The organism is Streptosporangium sp. NBC_01639 (assembly GCF_045209755.1).
In the GTDB taxonomy this organism is placed as follows: domain Bacteria; phylum Actinomycetota; class Actinomycetes; order Streptosporangiales; family Streptosporangiaceae; genus Streptosporangium.
In genome coordinates, this window is sequence record NZ_CP109272.1 from 4851846 (window position 1) to 4870787 (window position 18942).

The 18942-nt window shown below is 69.2% G+C and carries 17 protein-coding genes; 9 read left to right on the top strand and 8 right to left on the bottom strand.

Annotated features, from left to right (window positions below; translation table 11 throughout):
- Positions 1–233 precede the first annotated feature (233 nt).
- Together OHA77_RS22190 and OHA77_RS22195 are read left to right on the top strand one after the other, a co-directional pair.
- A complete protein-coding gene (locus tag OHA77_RS22190) occupies positions 234–2738 on the top strand; it encodes an ATP-dependent Clp protease ATP-binding subunit (protein ID WP_326826366.1) in 2505 nt (834 codons plus the stop codon).
- Positions 2739–3090: 352 nt separating this feature from the next.
- On the top strand, positions 3091–4044 hold the full coding sequence (locus OHA77_RS22195; protein WP_326826365.1) for a TIM barrel protein: 954 nt from the start codon (positions 3091–3093) through the stop codon (positions 4042–4044).
- 120 nt (positions 4045–4164) lie between these two features.
- Here OHA77_RS22195 and OHA77_RS22200 read toward each other — a convergent pair whose 3' ends face one another.
- A complete protein-coding gene (locus tag OHA77_RS22200) occupies positions 4165–5040 on the bottom strand; it encodes an A/G-specific adenine glycosylase (RefSeq protein WP_406311462.1) in 876 nt (291 codons plus the stop codon).
- A 113-nt stretch (positions 5041–5153) separates the two neighbouring features.
- Here OHA77_RS22200 and OHA77_RS22205 point away from each other — a divergent pair, with 113 nt between their 5' ends.
- Positions 5154–5819 carry a hypothetical protein gene (locus tag OHA77_RS22205; protein ID WP_326826363.1) on the top strand — a complete coding sequence of 222 codons (666 nt, stop codon included), beginning with the start codon at positions 5154–5156 and terminating at the stop codon, positions 5817–5819.
- Between the two features lie 196 nt (positions 5820–6015).
- On the opposite strand, the gene disA is transcribed toward OHA77_RS22205, so the two are convergent.
- The 5 genes from disA to OHA77_RS22230 all read right to left on the bottom strand — a co-directional run bounded on the left by disA (position 6016) and on the right by OHA77_RS22230 (position 10170).
- Entirely contained in the window at positions 6016–7101 is a 1086-nt protein-coding gene (disA, locus tag OHA77_RS22210; RefSeq protein ID WP_326826362.1) for a DNA integrity scanning diadenylate cyclase DisA, read from the bottom strand.
- A 79-nt stretch (positions 7102–7180) separates the two neighbouring features.
- Positions 7181–8581 carry a DNA repair protein RadA gene (radA, locus tag OHA77_RS22215; RefSeq protein ID WP_326826361.1) on the bottom strand — a complete coding sequence of 467 codons (1401 nt, stop codon included), beginning with the start codon at positions 8579–8581 and terminating at the stop codon, positions 7181–7183.
- A 104-nt stretch (positions 8582–8685) separates the two neighbouring features.
- Positions 8686–9000 (bottom strand): thioredoxin, encoded by a 315-nt coding sequence (trxA, locus tag OHA77_RS22220; RefSeq protein WP_326826360.1) that lies wholly within the window; start codon positions 8998–9000, stop codon positions 8686–8688.
- On the bottom strand, positions 8997–9377 hold the full coding sequence (locus OHA77_RS22225; protein WP_326826359.1) for a MerR family transcriptional regulator: 381 nt from the start codon (positions 9375–9377) through the stop codon (positions 8997–8999). Before OHA77_RS22225 ends, trxA begins: the two co-directional genes overlap by 4 nt.
- A 91-nt stretch (positions 9378–9468) precedes the next feature.
- Positions 9469–10170, bottom strand: a complete 702-nt coding sequence (locus OHA77_RS22230) for a class I SAM-dependent methyltransferase (RefSeq protein WP_406311463.1) — start codon at positions 10168–10170, stop codon at positions 9469–9471.
- A gap of 159 nt (positions 10171–10329) precedes the next feature.
- On the opposite strand from OHA77_RS22230, the gene OHA77_RS22235 reads away from it, so the two are divergent.
- From OHA77_RS22235 to OHA77_RS22260, 6 genes are all read left to right on the top strand, one after another.
- Entirely contained in the window at positions 10330–11142 is an 813-nt protein-coding gene (locus tag OHA77_RS22235; protein ID WP_326826357.1) for a sugar phosphate isomerase/epimerase, read from the top strand.
- Positions 11143–11191: 49 nt separating this feature from the next.
- Entirely contained in the window at positions 11192–11818 is a 627-nt protein-coding gene (locus tag OHA77_RS22240; RefSeq protein WP_406311465.1) for a TetR family transcriptional regulator, read from the top strand.
- A 188-nt stretch (positions 11819–12006) separates the two neighbouring features.
- A complete protein-coding gene (locus tag OHA77_RS22245; RefSeq protein ID WP_406311466.1) occupies positions 12007–14157 on the top strand; it encodes a (Fe-S)-binding protein in 2151 nt (716 codons plus the stop codon).
- A gap of 155 nt (positions 14158–14312) precedes the next feature.
- Positions 14313–15107, top strand: coding sequence for a hypothetical protein (locus OHA77_RS22250; RefSeq protein ID WP_406311467.1), 795 nt, complete (start codon positions 14313–14315; stop codon positions 15105–15107).
- Positions 15104–16177, top strand: a complete 1074-nt coding sequence (locus OHA77_RS22255) for a glycosyltransferase (protein WP_406311468.1) — start codon at positions 15104–15106, stop codon at positions 16175–16177. The genes OHA77_RS22250 and OHA77_RS22255 overlap by 4 nt, the downstream gene beginning before the upstream one ends.
- An 18-nt stretch (positions 16178–16195) precedes the next feature.
- Positions 16196–16477 carry a metal-sensitive transcriptional regulator gene (locus OHA77_RS22260; protein ID WP_326826352.1) on the top strand — a complete coding sequence of 94 codons (282 nt, stop codon included), beginning with the start codon at positions 16196–16198 and terminating at the stop codon, positions 16475–16477.
- A 484-nt stretch (positions 16478–16961) separates the two neighbouring features.
- Here OHA77_RS22260 and OHA77_RS22265 read toward each other — a convergent pair whose 3' ends face one another.
- Complete coding sequence (locus tag OHA77_RS22265; protein WP_326826351.1) at positions 16962–18305, bottom strand: hypothetical protein; 1344 nt, start codon at positions 18303–18305, stop codon at positions 16962–16964.
- 23 nt (positions 18306–18328) lie between these two features.
- Positions 18329–18883: a gamma carbonic anhydrase family protein gene (locus OHA77_RS22270; protein WP_406311469.1), complete on the bottom strand. Its 555-nt coding sequence runs from the start codon at positions 18881–18883 to the stop codon at positions 18329–18331.
- Between the last annotated feature and the right edge of the window lie 59 nt (positions 18884–18942).

Here is an 18942-nt window from a genome sequence, read left to right on the forward strand (position 1 = left end):
TGGGGTCCGGTGGCGGCCATGACCGCATGACGCGTTTGAGTGGCCGATAAACGTCGTTCGCTTGCGGCGTATCGGGAACATCCCACCCCCCGTAGGTAGTTGGATGGAGGGTGAACGCCCTGCTCTCGGGGAACGTCTTCTGCATAGAGCGGTCGCCGGGTCGGGGCTACCATGCGGGATGACAGGGCCCGGATATCCCGGACCTGCCTTACCGCTCTGTGAGGAGCGACGAGATGTTCGAGAGGTTCACCGACCGCGCACGGCGGGTTGTCGTCCTGGCTCAAGAAGAGGCCCGGATGCTCAACCACAACTACATCGGTACGGAGCACATCCTTCTTGGTCTCATCCACGAAGGTGAAGGCGTTGCCGCCAAGGCTCTGGAGAGCCTCGGCATCAGTCTTGAAGGTGTGCGTCAGCAGGTCGAGGAGATCATCGGCCAGGGACAGTCTGCGCCGTCGGGGCACATCCCGTTCACCCCGCGCGCGAAGAAGGTCCTTGAGCTGTCGCTCCGCGAGGCCTTGCAACTGGGTCACAACTACATCGGCACCGAGCACATCCTGCTCGGCCTCATCCGTGAGGGCGAGGGCGTCGCCGCCCAGGTGCTGGTGAAGCTGGGCGCCGATCTCAACCGGGTACGGCAGCAGGTCATCCAGCTGCTCCACGGTTACCAGGGCAAGGAGCCGGCCGCCGCGGGCGGGCCGCAGGAGGCCGCGCCGTCGACCTCGCTTGTGCTGGACCAGTTCGGCCGCAACCTGACCCAGGCCGCCCGCGAGGGCAAGCTCGACCCGGTCATCGGTCGTGAGAAAGAGATCGAGCGGGTCATGCAGGTCCTCTCCCGGAGGACCAAGAACAACCCGGTCCTGGTGGGCGAGCCGGGCGTCGGCAAGACCGCCGTCGTCGAGGGGCTGGCCCAGAAGATCGTCAAGGGCGAGGTCCCGGAGACGCTCAAGGACAAGCAGCTCTACACCCTGGACCTGGGTGCACTGGTGGCGGGTTCCCGTTACCGCGGTGATTTCGAGGAGCGCCTGAAGAAGGTTCTCAAGGAGATCCGCACCCGCGGCGACATCATCCTGTTCATCGACGAGCTCCACACGCTCGTCGGCGCGGGTGCCGCCGAGGGCGCGATCGACGCCGCCAGCATCCTCAAGCCGATGCTGGCCCGTGGTGAGCTGCAGACCATCGGTGCCACCACCCTCGACGAATACCGCAAGCACCTGGAGAAGGACGCCGCGCTTGAGCGCCGCTTCCAGCCGATCCAGGTGGCCGAGCCCAGCCTCAGCCACACGATCGAGATTCTCAAGGGACTGCGCGACCGTTACGAGGCGCACCACCGGGTCTCCATCACCGACGGCGCCCTGGTGGCCGCGGCCCAGCTCGCCGACCGCTACATCAGCGACCGGTTCCTGCCGGACAAGGCGATCGACCTCATCGACGAGGCCGGCTCACGTATGCGCATCCGCCGCATGACCGCGCCGCCGGACCTCCGCGAGTACGACGAGAAGATCGCCAATGTGCGGCGCGACAAGGAGTCCGCGATCGACGCGCAGGACTTCGAGAAGGCCGCCGCACTGCGGGACCAGGAGAAGCAGCTCCAGCTCAAGCGGGAACGCCGGGAGAAGGAGTGGAAGGCCGGCGACATGGACGTCGTCGCCGAGGTCACCGAGGAGCTCATCGCCGAGGTGCTCGCCACGGCCACCGGCATCCCGGTCTTCAAGCTCACCGAGGAGGAGTCCCAGCGACTGCTCCGCATGGAGGACGAGCTGCACAAGCGGATCATCGGTCAGGACGACGCCATCAAGGGTCTGTCCCGCTCGATCCGCCGTACGCGCGCCGGTCTGAAGGACCCGCGCCGTCCGGGTGGTTCGTTCATCTTCGCCGGTCCGTCCGGTGTCGGTAAGACCGAGCTGTCCAAGGCGCTGGCCGAGTTCCTGTTCGGGGACGAGGACGCGCTGATCATGCTGGACATGTCCGAGTTCATGGAGAAGCACACCGTCTCCCGGCTCTTCGGCTCTCCTCCCGGCTACGTCGGATACGAGGAGGGTGGCCAGCTCACCGAGAAGGTGCGGCGCAAGCCGTTCTCCGTGGTCCTCTTCGACGAGATCGAGAAGGCTCACCCGGACATCTTCAACTCGCTGCTGCAGATCCTGGAGGACGGTCGGCTGACCGACGCCCAGGGCCGGGTGGTGGACTTCAAGAACACCGTCATCATCATGACGACCAACCTCGGCACCCGGGACATCTCCAAGGGACAGGGCGTCGGGTTCGCGAAGTCCAACGACACCGAGTCGAACTACGACCGGATGAAGTCCAAGGTCCAGGAGGAGCTCAAGCAGCACTTCCGGCCCGAGTTCCTCAACCGTGTCGACGACATCGTGGTCTTCCACCAGCTCACGCCGAAGGAGATCATCAAGATCGTGGATCTGATGCTCGCGCAGGTCGGTGAGCGTCTGAAGGACCGCGACATGGGTCTGGAGATCACGCAGGACGCCAAGCAGCTGCTGGCCGACCGCGGTTACGACCCGGTGATGGGCGCCCGCCCGCTCCGCCGCACGATCCAGCGTGAGCTGGAGGACTCCCTGTCGGAGAAGATCCTGTACGGCGAGCTCCGCCCCGGTCAGATCGTCAAGATCAGCATCGAGGGTGAGGGCGACGACGCGAAGTTCGTCTTCGTCGGCGAGGCCGGCCCCGACCAGGTCCCGGACTCGGCCGCCGCCATCGCGGAGCCGATCCAGAACTGATTTCACCGGCAAAACAGACCCCGTCGTGACGATGTTCACGGCGGGGTCTGCTCATTTGTTACCCAATCAGGTACACCGCCACCATGGGTAGTACTACACTCTGTAGAGTGAATCCGGCCTAGTTTCACCCAATGATCCACAGATCGCGCGTACCGCGGTGAGATCGGCCCCGAGATCAACCCAGCGACGTACCGAGGAATCAACTCCGGGAGTGACGCGGAGATCGGTGCCCGTACGGGATGCTCACCGGGCCGGGCCGAGTTCCGGCAGGGAAGGCCGTTGACCCTGACGCCACAACCGTCGGCGTGGGGCACCCGGCCTCACTTACACGGAGCACTTTGGGAGGCATCCGATGCGTTTGCGACACGAGGGCGGGACGCTCGTTCACCTGTCCTACAACGCGGGCGTGCATCCCGCCGAGGACCTGGAGAACCTGATCGCGCACCTGACCCGGTACGCCGTACCGGTGCGCAAGCGTCTCGGCGTGGAGCGGATGGGGGTGGGCCTGTGGCTCTCCCCGAGCGTCGCCGACCACCTCACCGCCGATCGGATCGAGCTGGTGCGGCTGCGCCGTTCCCTTGAGGAGCGCGGCCTGGAGGTCGTCGGCCTCAACGGCACCGGCGGCCGCAACCAGGATGCTCCCGGCCCTGACTGGGCCAAGCCTGAGCGCTACCGCTACACGATGGCACTGGCCAGGATTCTGGCCTTCCTGCTGCCGGAGGATGTCCGCTTCGGGAGTATCTCCACTATTCCCATCGGCTGGCGCCGCGACTGGCCCGCAGACCTGCACGCGATCGCCTCACGCCGCCTGGAGCGGCTCTCCCGCGAGCTGCGCGGCCTCTACAGCGTCACCGGCAAGACGATCAGGGTCGGCTTCGAGCCGTGGCCGGGCTGTGTGCTGGAGACCACCGAGCAGGCGCTGGAGCGGGTGTGCAACATCGACTCCGACCACCTCGGGGTCTGCCTGGACGCCTGTCACCTCGCCGGTGGCGAGGAGGAGCCCGGTGCCGCGCTGCGCGGCCTGGCGGCCGCCGGCGCCCCTGTGGTGAAGCTCGGTCACGTCCACAACCACGTGAGCCAGGAGCAGCGCCAGGAACTGCCGAGCACCCGCTCGGTCCTGCGGGACACGCTCAGTGCCATGATCTCCGGCGCGGTGAACGGCACCGCGCACATCGAGGTCGAGGCCCACGACCTGGCCGCGCCGCTGCGGGCCAAGGGCCCCGGCGCCCTGGTCGACGTGCTCGCCGGCGAGCTTGACTGGGCCCGCACCAACCTCACCGCACTCGGCCTGCGCCTGGCCGCCTGAGCCACTCCGCAGAGCCGGGCCGCCCGGCCGGTCACCGTTCGGGTAGTCGGGGGACGCGATGATCCCGCACGGTTCCCGCGCCGTCCCGGCCGGTCTCCGGGCCCGTCTCCGCTGAGCCGTTCACCCGGGGAGGCGGTAGGTGCCGTCGTCGAGGACCTCGGCCAGGCCGTCGGCCACCAGGCCGTCGAGGGCGCGCTCCCGCTGCGGGGCGTTGTCCCAGACCATGTCAAGAGCATCCTTGGGGACCGGGCCGTGGGCTTGGCGTAGGACGGCGAGGAGGCGGCCCCGGCACTGGCGGTCGGTGCCCGCATAGGTCTGGCCCTTGCGGGCGGGGCCGTCGTAGGGCGGCTTGCCCGCCAGCCGCCAGGCGCACAGGCCGCTGATCGGGCAGTCGGCGCAGCGGGGGGCGCGAGCCGTACACACCAGAGCCCCCAACTCCATGACGCCGACGGCCCAGACGGGGGCGTCGACGGCGTCGGGCAGCAGCGACTCGGCGAGCCTGCGCTCTGCGGACGTGGTGGCCTTCGGGGGATACTCCTCGCCGCGCACGGCCCGTGCGATGACCCGGCGGACGTTGGTGTCGAGCACGGCGTGGCGGCCTTTGAAGGCGAAGCTCGCCACCGCGGCCGCGGTGTACTCGCCGATGCCGGGGAGCGTCAGCAGGATGTCGTGGTCGGTGGGGACCTCGCCGTCGTGGTGGTCGGTTATCGCCCGGGCGCAGGCATGCAGGTTGAGGGCCCGGCGTGGGTAGCCGAGGCGGCCCCAGTGGCGCACGGCCTCACCGGGAGGCTCCTTGGCGAGTGAGGCGGGCGTCGGCCAGCGCTCCATCCACTCCGTCCAGACGGGCAGCACCCGGACCACCGGTGTCTGCTGCAGCATGATCTCGCTGACCAGGATCGACCAGGGGGAGGCGTCGGGGGTGCGCCAGGGGAGATCGCGGGCGCTCTCGGCATACCAGTCGAGAACGGGTCCCAGGAGAAGGTTCGGCTCGGGCACCCTTCGACGATAGTGCCGAACACGCTCCGCTTTCCCCACCCTCCCCTGCTGAAACGGAACCGGCAGCGGCGGGTCGTTCCTCAGGGCTCATGAGAAATCTTCATACTGTGCGTATGGACCCGCACACGTTCCGTAGTGATATAGGGGTGGACGTCTACTGGCGGCGTCGGATGGCCGCGCTCGTCGGTGTGCTCGTCGTGGTCGCCGTCGTCGCCTGGGCCTGCTCGTCGGGCGGCCCGGATGAGACGCCGAAGCCGCAGGCGCAGCTCGGTGGGTCGCTCACGCCGGATCCCCTGGTGACCGTGCTGCCCACGGTGACGGTCACTCCCTCGCCGAGCCCGTCGCCGCCCCGTCGGGCGGCCAAGGCGGCTGCCAGGGCCAAACGGCCCGGCGACGCCTGCGACGCACCCGACCTGGTGCTGAACATGCAGGGGCAGGGAGACGTCTACGCGCCGGGCAGCCGGCCCCGGTTCCTTCTCACGCTGGTGAACATCGGCAAGGTGATGTGCACGGCCGATGTCGGACCCCGGGCGATGGAGGTCCGCATCACCTCCGGCAGTGACCGCGTCTGGTCCTCGGCCGACTGCGTCAGCGGCGTCACCGACGACATCCGCAGGCTTGACCGTGGCATCCCCTACGTCCGGGAGGTCGAGTGGGACCGTCGCCGGTCCGGCGGAGACTGCACGGCCAAGCGTGACGGCGCCGAGGCCGGCACCTACGTCGCCGTGGTCCGCAGCCCCGGGCTGAAGAGCCGCAGGGCCGTCTTCCACCTCCGCTGAGCACGTCCACGGCCGCTACCCGGTCGGCAGAGCCCACCCGGCCTCCCCGGGAACCAGAGGCGTGTCAGCACCGATCAGGCCCACCCCGGGCGGCGGCCGTACGGCCCAGCGCGGACCTTCCACCGATCAAGGGTTCCTTCGAAGGCCCTGACCCGGTCTCCTCGCTGCTTCGGTGGCGGCGGTCCGGGCGGAGGGCCTAGACGTAGCGCTCCAGGATGGAGGACTCGGCCAGCCGGGAGAGGCCCTCGCGGATGTGGCGGGCCCTGGCCTCGCCGACCCCGCCCACTTCCTGGAGGTCGCCGATGCTGGCGGCCAGCAGCTTCTGCAGGCTGCCGAACTGGTCGACCAGGCGGTCGACCACCGCGCCCGGCAGGCGGGGAACCTTGGCCAGCAGGCGGTAGCCCCGGGGGCTCACCGGGCTGTCCAGGGCGTCGTTGCCCGAGTGGCCGAGGATCTGCGCGACCACCGAGAGGTCGAGCAGGTCGCTGGAGGACAGCCGGTCGAGATCGTGCAGCGCGTCGGCGAACTTGCGCGGACGGCGGCTCGCCACGGGCAGGTAGTCACGCACGATCAGCTCACGGTCGGTCTCGGTCCCGGCCACCAGCTCGTCGAACTGCAGGGACAGCAGACGCCCGTCGGTGCCGAGCTCGACCACGTAACCGGTGATCTCCTCGGAGATGCGCCGGACCATCTCCAGCCGCTGGGCGACCACCGCTATGTCGCGGACCGTCACCAGGTCCTCGATCTCCAGCGCCGACAGCGTGCCGGACACCTCGTCGAGGCGGAGCTTGTAGCGCTCAAGGGTGGCCAGGGCCTGGTTGGCCCGGGACAGGATCGCCGCCGACTCCTCCAGCACGTAGCGGAAGCCGTCCAGGTAGAGGGCGATGATCCGCATGGACTTGCTGAGCGAGATGACGGGCAGGGACGTCTGCAGGGCCACCCGCTGGGCGGTGCGGTGCCGGGTGCCGGACTCGTCGGTGACGATCGACGGGTCGGGCATCAGGTGCACGGCCGCGCGGACGATCCGCAGGTCGCTCGCGTTCAGCACGATGGCGCCGTCCATCTTGGCGAGCTCGCGCAGCCGAGTGGCGGAGAATTCGACGTCCAGCTCGAAACCGCCGCTGCAGATCTCCGCGACCGTGTCGTCGTAACCGAGCACGATCAGACCACCGGTCTGACCGCGAAGAATGCGCTCCAGGCCGTCGCGTAGCGCAGTGCCCGGCGCGACCGCCGCCAGAACGGCTCTGCGGTGTTCGTCGAGCCCTCTGTTGGTTGCTGGCACATGACCCCCGTGGTCCGCGTATCACCATCAGCCTACCGGCGAAGGTCCTCCCAGGTCCGGAATCGGCAGATGATCGTCCTCAGGTGACGTGGGTGAGCGCGTCCCAGACGTTCTCCGCCTCGACGATGTCGAACCCCGGTATGTGGGTGGTGTTCCGGCCGCCGACCGGGACCAGGGAGCGTTCGCCGCCGCGTCTGCTGCCGGTGTCGAGGGAGCCGGCCGGGACCAGGGCGCGGGTGAAGCCCAGCCGTGCGGCCTCCGACAGGCGGCGTCGCACGTCGCGCACCGGGCGCAGCTCTCCGGCCAGGCCCACCTCGCCCAGCACGACCAGGCCGGCCGGCAGCGCCTTGTCACCGGCCGCGCTGGCCACCGCGAGCATCACCGACAGGTCCACCGCCGGATCGCTGAGCTTGATGCCCCCCACGGTCGCGGTGAACACGTCGCAGCCCCCGAGCTTGGCGTTGAGCCGTCGCTCCAGCACCGCCAGCACCATCGTCACCCGGTAGGTGTCGAGTCCCGAGGAGGATCGGCGCGGCTGCTGGGCCTCGGTCCGCGCGACCAGGGCCTGCACCTCGGCGGGTAGCGGCCGGGTGCCCTCCAGGGTGACCGTGACGCACGTGCCGGGCACGGGCTCGGCACGGTGGGAGACGAACAGCCCGCTGGCGTCGGCGATGCCCTCGATGCCGCCCTCGTGCAGGTCGAAGCAGCCGACCTCGTCGACGGGGCCGTACCGGTTTTTGATCGCGCGGACCATCCGGAGCCGGGAGTGCCGGTCGCCCTCGAAGTGGAGCACGACGTCGACCAGGTGCTCAAGCGTCCGGGGACCGGCGATCGAGCCCTCCTTGGTGACATGGCCGACCAGCACGGTGGACATGCCGCGCTCCTTGGCGAGCCGGACCAGGTTGCCGGCGACCTCCCTGACCTGGGTGACCCCGCCGGGCACCCCGGTCGCCTGGGCCGAGCCGATCGTCTGCACCGAGTCGACGATGAGCAGGTCCGGCTGGACCTTCTCCACGTGGGCCACCAGCGCGCTCAGGTCGGTCTCGGCCGCGAGGTAGAGCTGCTCCTGGATCGCGCCGATCCGGTCGGCCCTGACCCGCACCTGGGCAGCCGACTCCTCGCCCGTGATGTAGAGCACGGTCTGCTGCCGCGCGATCTTCGCCGCCGCCTCCAGCAGGAGTGTGGACTTGCCGATGCCGGGCTCCCCGGCCAGCAGCACGACGGCGCCGGGCACGAGGCCGCCGCCGAGCACCCGGTCGAGCTCGGGCACCCCGGTGCCGCGCGCGTGCGCCACCTCCGCCTTGACCTGGCCGATCGGGACGGCCGGAGCCGACACGGCCCCGGCGGTGGCCACATTGACGCCCCCGCGGGCGGTCTCCTCCTCGACGGTGCCCCAGGCCTGGCACTCGCCGCAGCGCCCCACCCATTTGGCGGTCTGCCAACCGCACTCACCACAGCGATAGCCGACCTTCTTAGCCATGGCCGCACGTTACAGGTCCCCGCCGACAACTTTCACCCGGTACGGCGCGCCGTACCGGGTGAAAATCGTCGGCGGGACGCGGTCGGGCCGGTGGTCAGATGCGGTCAGATGTGGTCTTCGAGGTCGGCGAGGAGCAGGCGCTTGGGCTTGGCGCCGACGATCTGCCGGACCACCTCGCCGCCCTTGTAGAGGTTGAGGGTCGGCAGGCCCATGACGCCGTAACGGGCCGCGATCTCCTGGTGTTCGTCGTAGTTGAGCTTGGCGATCGTGACGCGGTCCCCGTACTCGGCCTCGATCTGCTCCAGGACCGGCGCGATCATCCGGCAGGGCGGGCACCACTCGGCCCAGAAGTCGACCAGGACGGGCTTGTCGTTCTGGAGCACCTGCTCGGCGAAGTTGTCGGCGGTCAAAGTGATCATGATTTTCCCTGCTCTCTGAATACGCATCCGGGACAGGCCGCGGTCAGCTGTTCCGCCACCTCGGCCCGCCGGGCGAGCAGCGTGCGGATCTCGTCGTCGATCTCGGTCAGCTTGCGCTGGTAGACCTCCACCGACTCCGGGCAGGAGCCTCCCGAGGCATGGCCGGCCCGCAGGCACGCCACGAACGGCCTGGCGTCCTCCAGCGTGAACCCGACACCGAGCAGCGACCTGATCTCGGTGACGAGCCTGAGGTCCGCCTCGCCGTACTCCCGGTAGCCGTTGGCCGTCCGCCGTGCCGTGATCAGTCCCTGCTGCTCGTAGTAGCGCAGCGCGCGGGTGCTGACTCCGGCCCGTCTCGCGAGCTCCCCGATCCGCATCCGTTCCTCCCTGGGGTTCACGCTAAGCGTTGACGTCAACGTCAAGGTCAAGCGGTTTCGCAGGGCATTTCATCCCGGGTGCCGGGCGCCGTCAGAAACGTCTCCAACGCAGGACGTTGGGGTAGGCGAGCTCCAGGCCGGGGGTCTCGGCGACGGCCTGGTCGGCCACCGCGGGGGTGAACTCGATGCGGAGCACCGCCTCCAGGTCGGCGCGGCGTTCGAAGACCATGCGCAGGTCGAGGCGCTGGGTCTGCCAGCCCTGGCCGCTCCAGAACCTCTCGACGGACTGGACGGAGTAGGCGGCGGGGACGGACCGGCCGAACCAGCGGCCGAAGGCGCCGCGGGTGGCGTCGAGGTCGATCACGAAGGCCGCACCGCCCCGCCGCATCACCCGGGACAGCTCGGCCAGGCCCGGCTCGCAACCGGGGCCGAAGAAGTAGGCCCAGCGGGCGATGGCCACGTCCACCGAGGCGTCGGGCAGCGGGAGGGCCTGGGCGGTGGCCGGATGGATCTCGACGTTGGGCAGCGGACCGCACCGGCGCCGGGCCAGTGTGACCAGGTCCTCATGCGGTTCCACGCCGATCACACGGGCGGCGGTGGCCGACAGGGACGGCAGGTGGTAACCGCTGCCGCAGCCGATGTCGAGGACCGTCGCGCCGGTCCACGACCGGATGGCGGACATCGCGGCCTCGGCCCGGCCCTCGGGATCCACCGCCCGGTTCTCCAGTTCGTAGATGTGAGGCGTGTTCCAGATGTTCGGGCTGGGGATGGCGCCCTTGGTGAACCGCGGCATGCCTTCACCGTAGCCGTGTGATCTCCGACGCGTCAGCGCGGGCGGGCTCACTCATCCGCGCCCGCGCTTAGGCTGGCAGGGTGAGGGAACCCGGTCGTGCAGGCCTGTGGCGCGGCGGAGTTCGCTCACGGGAACTCCAGCCGGAGGCGAGGAAGCCGTATGAGCGTTGTCCGAGGATCCAGGGCGAAGATCGCGCTGTCCACAGCGTCCGTCTACCCGGAGCGCACCCCTGACGCCTTCGAGCTGGCCGCGCGTCTGGGATACGACGGTGTCGAGATCATGGTGGGCGCCGATCCGGTGAGCCAGGACATCGACGTGCTGGAGCGGCTGTCGGACCACTACGAGCTGCCGATCCTGGCCATCCACGCCCCCTGCCTGCTGGTGACCCAGCGGGTGTGGGGCAAGGACCCGTGGGCCAAGCTCCAGCGGGCGCAGCGGGCCGCCGAGCGGGTCGGCGCCAGGACGGTCGTGGTGCACCCGCCGTTCCGCTGGCAGCGCGACTACGCGCGCGACTTCGAGACCGGTCTGGCCAGGATGCGGGAGGAGACCGACGTGGTCTTCGCGGTGGAGAACATGTTCCCGCTGAAGGCCCGGGGCAACGAGGTCGTGCCCTACGCGCCGGACTGGAACCCGGTCGACTACGCCTTCCCGCAGGTGACACTGGACCTGTCGCACACGGCCGTGTCCGGGGTGGACGCGATGGAGATGTTCACCAAGCTCGGTGACCGGCTCGCCCACCTGCACCTGGCCGACGGCGTCGGGGTGGCGAACAAGGACGAGCATCTGGTCCCCGGACGGGGCGGGCAGCCGTGCGCGCCGATCCTGGAGCGCCTGGCGGGCAGCGGTTACGACGGTCTGGTCGTGCTGGAGATCAACACGCGCAAGGCGGCGAGCCGTACGGAACGGATCGCCGACCTCACCGAGGCGCTGGCGTTCGCGCGCCTGCACCTGGCCACCTCCTCCAACGTGTGAGCGGGCGACCGGTGACGCACGACCCGTGCGCGACGCGGCAGGACGACCGGTGAGCGGGCAGCCGGCGGACGGGCCGCCTGCGGGTGAGCCGGACGGCAGGAGGCGTCCCGGGCGCAGGCCGGGTTCGGCCGACACGCGCGGGCAGATCCTCGCGGCCGCCCGGGAGACCTTCGCGGAGAAGGGATTCGACAAGGCGACCGTCCGGGGCATCGCCCGGCAGGCGGGGGTGGATCCGGCGCTGGTCCACCACTACTTCGCCAGCAAGGAGGGGATGTTCGTCGCGGCCATGGAGCTGCCGGTCGAGCCCGAGTCCCTCATCCCGATGATCGTTTCTGGACCGCGCGAGGAGGTCGGCGAGCGGCTGACCCGGTTCGTCCTGACGATGACCTCGGCCGCGGAGGCCCGCCAGCCGGTGCTGGCGCTGGCCCGTACCGCGATGACCAACGACCGGATGGCCGCGATGATCCGTGAATTCGTCACGCACGCGATCCTGAACCGGGTGGCGGAGGCGCTCCAGATCCCGCCGATCCGGACGGAGGCGGCCTTCGCGCAGCTCTTCGGGGTGGTCCTGATGAGATACGTCGTCAAGCTGGAGCCGCTCGCCTCGGTGGACGTCGAGGAGCTGGTGGAGCTGCTCGCGCCCACGATCCAGCGCTATCTCGACGATTCCGGGTAACGTCAACCTATGTGCTGACATATGCAGAGCATTGTTCTGTATACCGAATTGACCATATGGTGACCACGGTCACCACGGCCTGCGGTCCGGTAGCAAGTTACCGGTCGGTAGTATCCATGGTGACCCGCCGTCACTGTGGATGACCGGCGGTCGTACGCTGGCAGCCAACGCCGTCTGTGGGAGGACCCGTGCTCTGGGTAGCGATCATCGGGCTGGTCATGACAGCTGTCGCGGTCGCGCTTGCCGCGCGCCGTGTGCTGTTCCTCTACAAGCTCGCCACCGTGGGGCCACCCGCGCCCGAGCGGATCGAATACGCCAAGAACAACGTGGGAGACGAGCTCAAGGCCCAGCTCGTCGAGGTTTTCGGTCAGAAGAAGCTGCTCAAGTGGACGGCCTCGGGCACCGCGCACTTTTTCGTCATGTGGGCGTTCTTCATCCTGGCGACCGTCTACCTGGAGGCGTACGGCTCGCTGATCCAGGGCGCGGTCACCGGCACCCCCGATTTCCACATCCCGATCGTCGGGACCTGGGCCGTGCTGGGCTTCCTGCAGGACTTCATCGCGGTCGCGGCCCTGGTCGGCCTGATCGCGTTCGCGGTCATCCGGGTCAAGAACTCGCCCAAGAAGCTCGGACGCAGATCCCGCTTCTCCGGCTCGCACCTCGGCGGCGCCTGGCTCGTCCTCTTTATGATCTTCAACGTGATCTGGACGATGTTCCTCTTCCGCGGCGCGGCGTCCAACACCGGCAACCTTCCCTACGCGTCGGGAGCCTTCGCCTCCGATGCCGTCGCGGCCGTGCTGCGGCCGCTGGGCGCCTCGGCCAACGAGGTGATCGAGCACGTCGGGCTGCTCCTGCACATCGGCGTCATGCTGGTGTTCCTGGTGATCGTGGTGAACTCCAAGCACCTGCACATCTTCACCGCCCCACTGAACGTGGCGTTCTCCCGCCGCCCGGACGGGAACGGCCCGGCCCAGCCGATGCGGATCGACGGCAAGCTCGTCGACTTCGAGGACGAGGACCTCGACGGCGACCGGCTCGGCAGGGGCAAGATCGAGGACACCACCTGGAAGGGCTTCCTCGACTTCTACACCTGCACCGAGTGCGGCCGGTGCCAGGACCAGTGTCCGGCCTGGAACACCGACAAGCCGCTGTCGCCGAAGATGCTGATCCTGGAGCAGCGCGACCACGCCTTCAAGGTCGCGCCGTACCTGACGGCCACCCAGGAGCAGCGTGCCGACCTGCACGAGGACGTGCTCGCCCTGCTGGACAAGCCGCTGGTCGGCGAGGACGGCGTCATCCACCCGGACGTGCTGTGGTCCTGCACCAACTGCGGTGCCTGCGTCGAGCAGTGCCCGGTGGACATCGAGCACATCGACCACATCCTCGACATGCGCCGCTACCAGGCGATGGTGGAGTCGAACTTCCCGTCCGAGGCCGGCGTCATGGTCAAGAACCTGGAGAACAAGGGCAACCCGTGGGGGATGTCCGAGATGAAGCGGGCCGACTGGATCGAGGAGCTCGCGAGCCGCGACGTCGATCCCATCGAGGTCCGGCTCATCGACGAGAAGATGCCCGAGGACACCGAATACCTGTTCTGGGTCGGCTGTGCCGGAGCCCTGGAAGACCGGGCCAAGAAGACCACCAAGGCGGTCGCGGAGCTGCTGCACGTCGCGGGGGTGAAGTTCGCGGTGCTCGGCCCGATGGAGGCCTGCACCGGCGACCCGGCCCGCCGGCTGGGCATGGAGTACCTCTTCGACATGCTGGCCAAGCAGAACGTCGAGACGCTGAACGAGGCCGGGGTCAAGAAGATCGTCGCGACCTGCCCGCACTGCTTCAACACCCTCGCCAACGAGTATCCGCAGCTCGGTGGCACCTATGAGGTCGTCCACCACACCCAGCTGCTGGCCAAGCTGGTGGACGAGGGCAAGCTGGTCCCGGTCACGCCGATCGAGGAGAAGATCACCTACCACGACCCGTGCTTCCTCGGCCGCCACAACAAGGTCTACTCCCAGCCCCGCGACATCATGGCCAAGGTCCCGGGCGTGCAGACCCAGGAGATGCACCGCCACAAGGAACGCGGTTTCTGCTGCGGCGCCGGAGGCGCGCGGATGTGGATGGAGGAGCGGCTCGGCAAGCGCATCAACACCGAGCGGGTGGACGAGGCGCTGACCACCGATCCGGACACCATCTCCACCGCCTGCCCGTTCTGTCTGGTCATGCTGGGCGACTCGATCAACGAGAAGAAGAACTCCGGCGAGGCAAAGGAGACGCTGGAGGTCGTGGACGTCGCCCAGCTTCTGATCAAGTCCATCAAGGGCCAGCCGGTGGAGGCTTCTTGACCCCGATTCAGGTACGGTCCGTCTTGGGGCCGTACCTGACTATCGGTAAAGATGTCAAGAAAACGACACTAGGTCCAAAAGTCTTTCTGTCGATTACGGAAAAATCACGGTAACCTCAACGTCGCGTAGCTCATTCGACGGGGAGGGAGCTGACGATGCATGTCGTCGTCACGGATGCCGAGGTCACTCTGACCGACGTCCTCTCACTCCGCCTGTCCCTCGACGGCCCGCTGGCGAGCGGGACCGGGCTCGTGCTGCGGCACCGCGCCACCGCGGTGGAGCGCGCGGTAGTGCTGGGCACCCCGGGCGCCGAGGCGCGCGACGCGACCCTCGCGGTCTCGCTCGCACCGCTGCCCCTCACCCCCGGCCGCTGGGACGTCTACCTGGAGCAGGAGGGGATCCGCACCCGGTTGCCGAGCATCGATCCGGGTTTCTCCCTCGACCGGCTCGACACCTACGCCCTGAGCCGCCGCACGCTGGCCCACCGGGCCTACCGGACGCGCAACGGCTTCCTGGCGCTGAAGGTCGACGACGCGGAACCGGTCGCCGAGGTCCGTGCGGTCTGGTTCCGGGAGGGCCGCTTCGAGGTCACCGGCCTGCTGGCCTTCACCGGCTTCGACGACGACGAGTCCCGGCGCGTTGCGCGGCTCGCGTTGCGCCGTAACCATCCCGACGCCGAGCTGACCGTGGGCGCGACGGTCCAGGGGGTGCGTTTCCACGCCGCGCTCTCACTGTGCGACGTGCTCGCTGCCGCCCCCGAGCAGACGGGTATCTGGGAGCCCTCGCTGGAGGTGGACGGCCTGGCCGCGCCGCTCCGCCTCGGTTCCCGGTTGGACGACGTGGACGGCAAGCGCCGCCGCCTGCACTACCCGGCCGAGGAGATCGACGGAGTGCCGATCAGGCCCCGCTACACCGCCGACGACGAGCTCAGGATCGAGGTCGGAGGGTGAGGATCTGCCTGCTCGTCCCCTCCCTCTCCGGCATGCGGGGTGATGTCCGCTCGGCCGTCAACCTCGCGGGAGAGCTGGCCGGCCGCCATGACGTCGAGATTCTCAGTCTCCGCCGCCACAAGGAGCGATCGTTCTTCCCCGTGGAGTCCGGGGTGACGCTCTCCTGGGTGGTCGACGCCCAGCCCGGGGCCCGGCATCTGTTGCCGCAGGGGCAGATGCGCACCGAGGTCGCCCTCTGGCGGCGGCTGCGCGCGCTCAGGGCCGACGTGGTCATCAGTACCCGGCCGGGGCTGAGCGTCCAGGTGGCCAGGCACGCGCCCCGTGACACCGTGCGGATCGCCCGCGAGTGGGGCAGCCCGTCGGTGCCCGGGCCGGTCAGAAGGTTCTACCCTCGCCTGGACGCGGTGGTCACCGCCACCGAGGCGAGCCGCCGGGAGTGGGACCGGTTGCTGGACGGCGTCGAGGTCGGGCTGATCCCGGACGCGCTCCCCGCCGGCCCCTGGCCACGCTCGCGGATGGACAACCGCATCGTCGCCGCCGGCGGTCGCTGGGTGCCGGTGAAGGCCTATGACCGGCTGATCCGCGCGTTTGCCACCGTCGCCGACAAACGCCCCGACTGGAGGCTGCGCCTCTACGGCGGAGGGCCGGAGGACAGGCGGCTCCGTGCCCTGGTCCAGGACCTCAACCTGCACAACCACGTCTACTTCATGGGACTGACCTCCGATCTGACCGGGGAGTTCGCCAAGGCGTCGGTCGTCGCGGTGACCTCACGGGCCGAGGTGCTCGGGATGACCGTGATCGAGGCCATGGCCAGCGGGGTGCCGGTGATCGGGTTCGACAGTCCCGGAGGGCCGGGCGAGTTCGTGACCGACGGCCGAAGCGGGGTCCTGGTCCCCGAGGGGGAGGGCGAGATCGAGGCGTACGCCTCAGCGCTGCTCGCGCTCATCGACGACGAGCGCCGGCGCCGGGAGCTCGCGGCCGGCGCGTTGGAGGCCGCAGCCGCCCACGCGGCGCCTTCGGTGGCCAAGCAGTGGGAGAAACTCATCCTGGCCACTTCCCGCTCCGCCTGACGCGGGTACCGTTATGACATGCATGGGTACAGCACAGACAAACAGGCCTATCTGACCCGGCTACGGCGGATCGAAGGGCAGATAAGAGGCCTGCAGCGAATGGTCGAAGAGGATGCCTACTGCATTGACGTGCTGACACAGGTGTCGGCCGCCACCCGCGCCCTCCAGGCGGTGGCGCTCGGCCTGCTGGAGGACCACATCGGGCACTGCGTCGCCGACGCCATCAGCACCGGAGGTCCCGAGGCGGAGGAGAAGGTCAAGGAGGCCTCGGCGGCGATCGCCCGCCTCGTCCGTTCGTGACTAGTCACCGGGCCATCTTTACGGACCACGTCCCGGACCCCTGGCGAGGAGTCCGGGACTAGCTCGTTTGGACGGTTTCTCATCTGCTTCAGCAGATCGCCGAAGCACTCAATCCGAGCGCGTTGTCGAGCTCCGCCAAGGTGAGCGGCCGTTCGCTGATCGCTACGGCGGTAAGCACCTCTGCATAGAGCGCGATCTCGTCCAACGCGACACGGTCGTGGACTCTAGAGTCCAGGTCGTCGTGCCCCACCGCGTCGTCCTTCCTTCCGCAGCCCACACCCACTTCGAGGTTACGGCGGGCGGTCTTTCGTGCCCATGGCCCATCGGGACCATTCCTTACGGCACCGTCGCGACCTCAGGAGGATCATTTCCCGATTGCGAGATCACAATTCAGACAATCACCTGATGCCCCGAGGGAGAGCGGGATACAGCGACAAGCGGGGAAAAAATAACTCTATTCGTGTGTTGGGCGTGACAATATATGTCAGAAGTGGCCGGGGAAGGTCCCTGATATGCCCGGAGCAGGGTCGTCCCGCTCGTGCGCCAGGCGATGCACGAGCGCCGAAGCCGTGGTGAACCCCCGGTCCGGCACCGTGGTCCCGCTGAGGCGGCACCATGCGAGTCCGGTGGCGTAGGCGGCCCCCAGCAGGGCCGCAGCCGAGGTCCGATCCGGCGGATGGAGTGCGGCGGGCAGCTCGCCGGAGCGCGGCCAGCATCCCCGCAGCGGATGCGACGGGTCGTTGAGCACCACGTGGAGGATGTGCCGCAGTTCCGGGTCCAGCCACGGGTAGAGCGCGTCGGCCGCTCTGGGAGCGGACGCCGCCAGGTCGGCGGCCAGCAGCGAGGCCGCCACGGCCCGGGGGTCGGCGCCTTTCGGCACGATGAACCCCAGCGCCTGCACCAGGTCGTAGACCGCGTGCTGGAAGTGCTCCGCCGGTGCGGAGTCAGGCAGCGTCACATGAGGCGGGCAGCGTGACAGCCAGGCCCGCCGTACGGCGTCGTCGCCCTGATGGGCGACGGAGGAGTCGGGGCCGGTACGGCGGAGCACCGGCTCCACCATCGTCAGCAGGGCATCGGCACGGGGACGGAACCGCCGGTCGTCACGGATCGCCTCGGCGGTGTCGGCCATCAGCGCGACCAGCCGCAGACCGGCCTCGGGGTGCCCGGCCCTGACCCGCTCGCCGTACAGTGCCACCAGGTCGTCCAGCGAGGCCGGAGGCAGCCACCGGACCCACTCGTCCCCGGGCAGCGGCCGGGCCAGGAACTCACCGAACATCGACAGCAGCACCTCGTTGCCGTCGAAGGCCGGGGCGTAGGCGCACCACATCAGCGTGCCCCAGACCGCGGCGACCGGACTGGCCACCTCTCCGGCGAAGAGTTCGGTGAACGGCCCGGTGAGCGGGAAGTCCTCCCGGCGCCGGCCGCGCTGGGCGATCACCAGCTCGCGGACCCGCTCGGTGATCTCGGGGGGCACGTCCGGGCCGACGAACCCCTGCACCGACCCCCGGTCCACCGTGAAGTCGGGGCCGGCCGGGACCAGGTTCAGCGAGATCGTCGAAGTCGCGTGCACGACGCGCGCCGCCGCCCGGAAACCGGGATCGGCGGGCGGGGCGGACAGGTGCCAGTGACCGTCGGCCGGATCCTGCCGGTACCACCGGGCATGCGCGCCGAACAGCCAGCGTCCGCCGTCCGGAGTGGTCAGCGTGCGCAGCGCGATGGCCTGCGCGCGTGCGGGCAGCGCGAGCGCCGACCACCGGTGGTCGGCGACCATGGTGCGCACATCGCTTTCCATGGTGTCGAAACAGTCCCACTGCCGCACGGCGGTCATGTTACCGATCGCGTCCCGGCGCGTCAGTGGTCCACCGGCACGTCGGCGACGATGGTCGCGGCCCGGTGCCGCCCGGCTTTGGCCATGTAGTTGCCGGGGGTGCCGGCGAAGGAGGCGCGGTCGTCGTCGGTCAGCTCACGGACCACCTTCCCGGGGACGCCCGCGACGAGCACCCCGGCCGGGATCTTCTTGCCCGGCCCCACCAGGGCGCCGGCCGCGATGAGCGAGCCCGCTCCGATCCGGGCGCCGCCGAGCACGATGGCGCCGATGCCGACGAGCGCGCCCGTCTCCACGTGGGCGCCGTGCACCATGGCCTTGTGTCCCAGGCTCACCCGGGGTTCCAGTACGGCGGGTTCACGCGGGTCGGCGTGCAGGCAGCACAGGTCCTGGATGTTGCACTCCTCGCCGACCTCGATGAGCTCGTCGTCTCCTCGCAGGACCGCGCCGTACCAGACGCTCGCGGCACGGCCGAGCCGTACCCGGCCGACGATCACCGCGCCGGGGGCGACGTAGGCCTCTGGGTGGATCTGCGGGATCGCGCCGCCGTCGAGGGAGGCGATGTAGGGGTTGGTGTCCATGCGTTTGATGTTACGGGGAGTGAGATTGTCCGATATTTCCGCAAGCAGGTCGGGCGTTC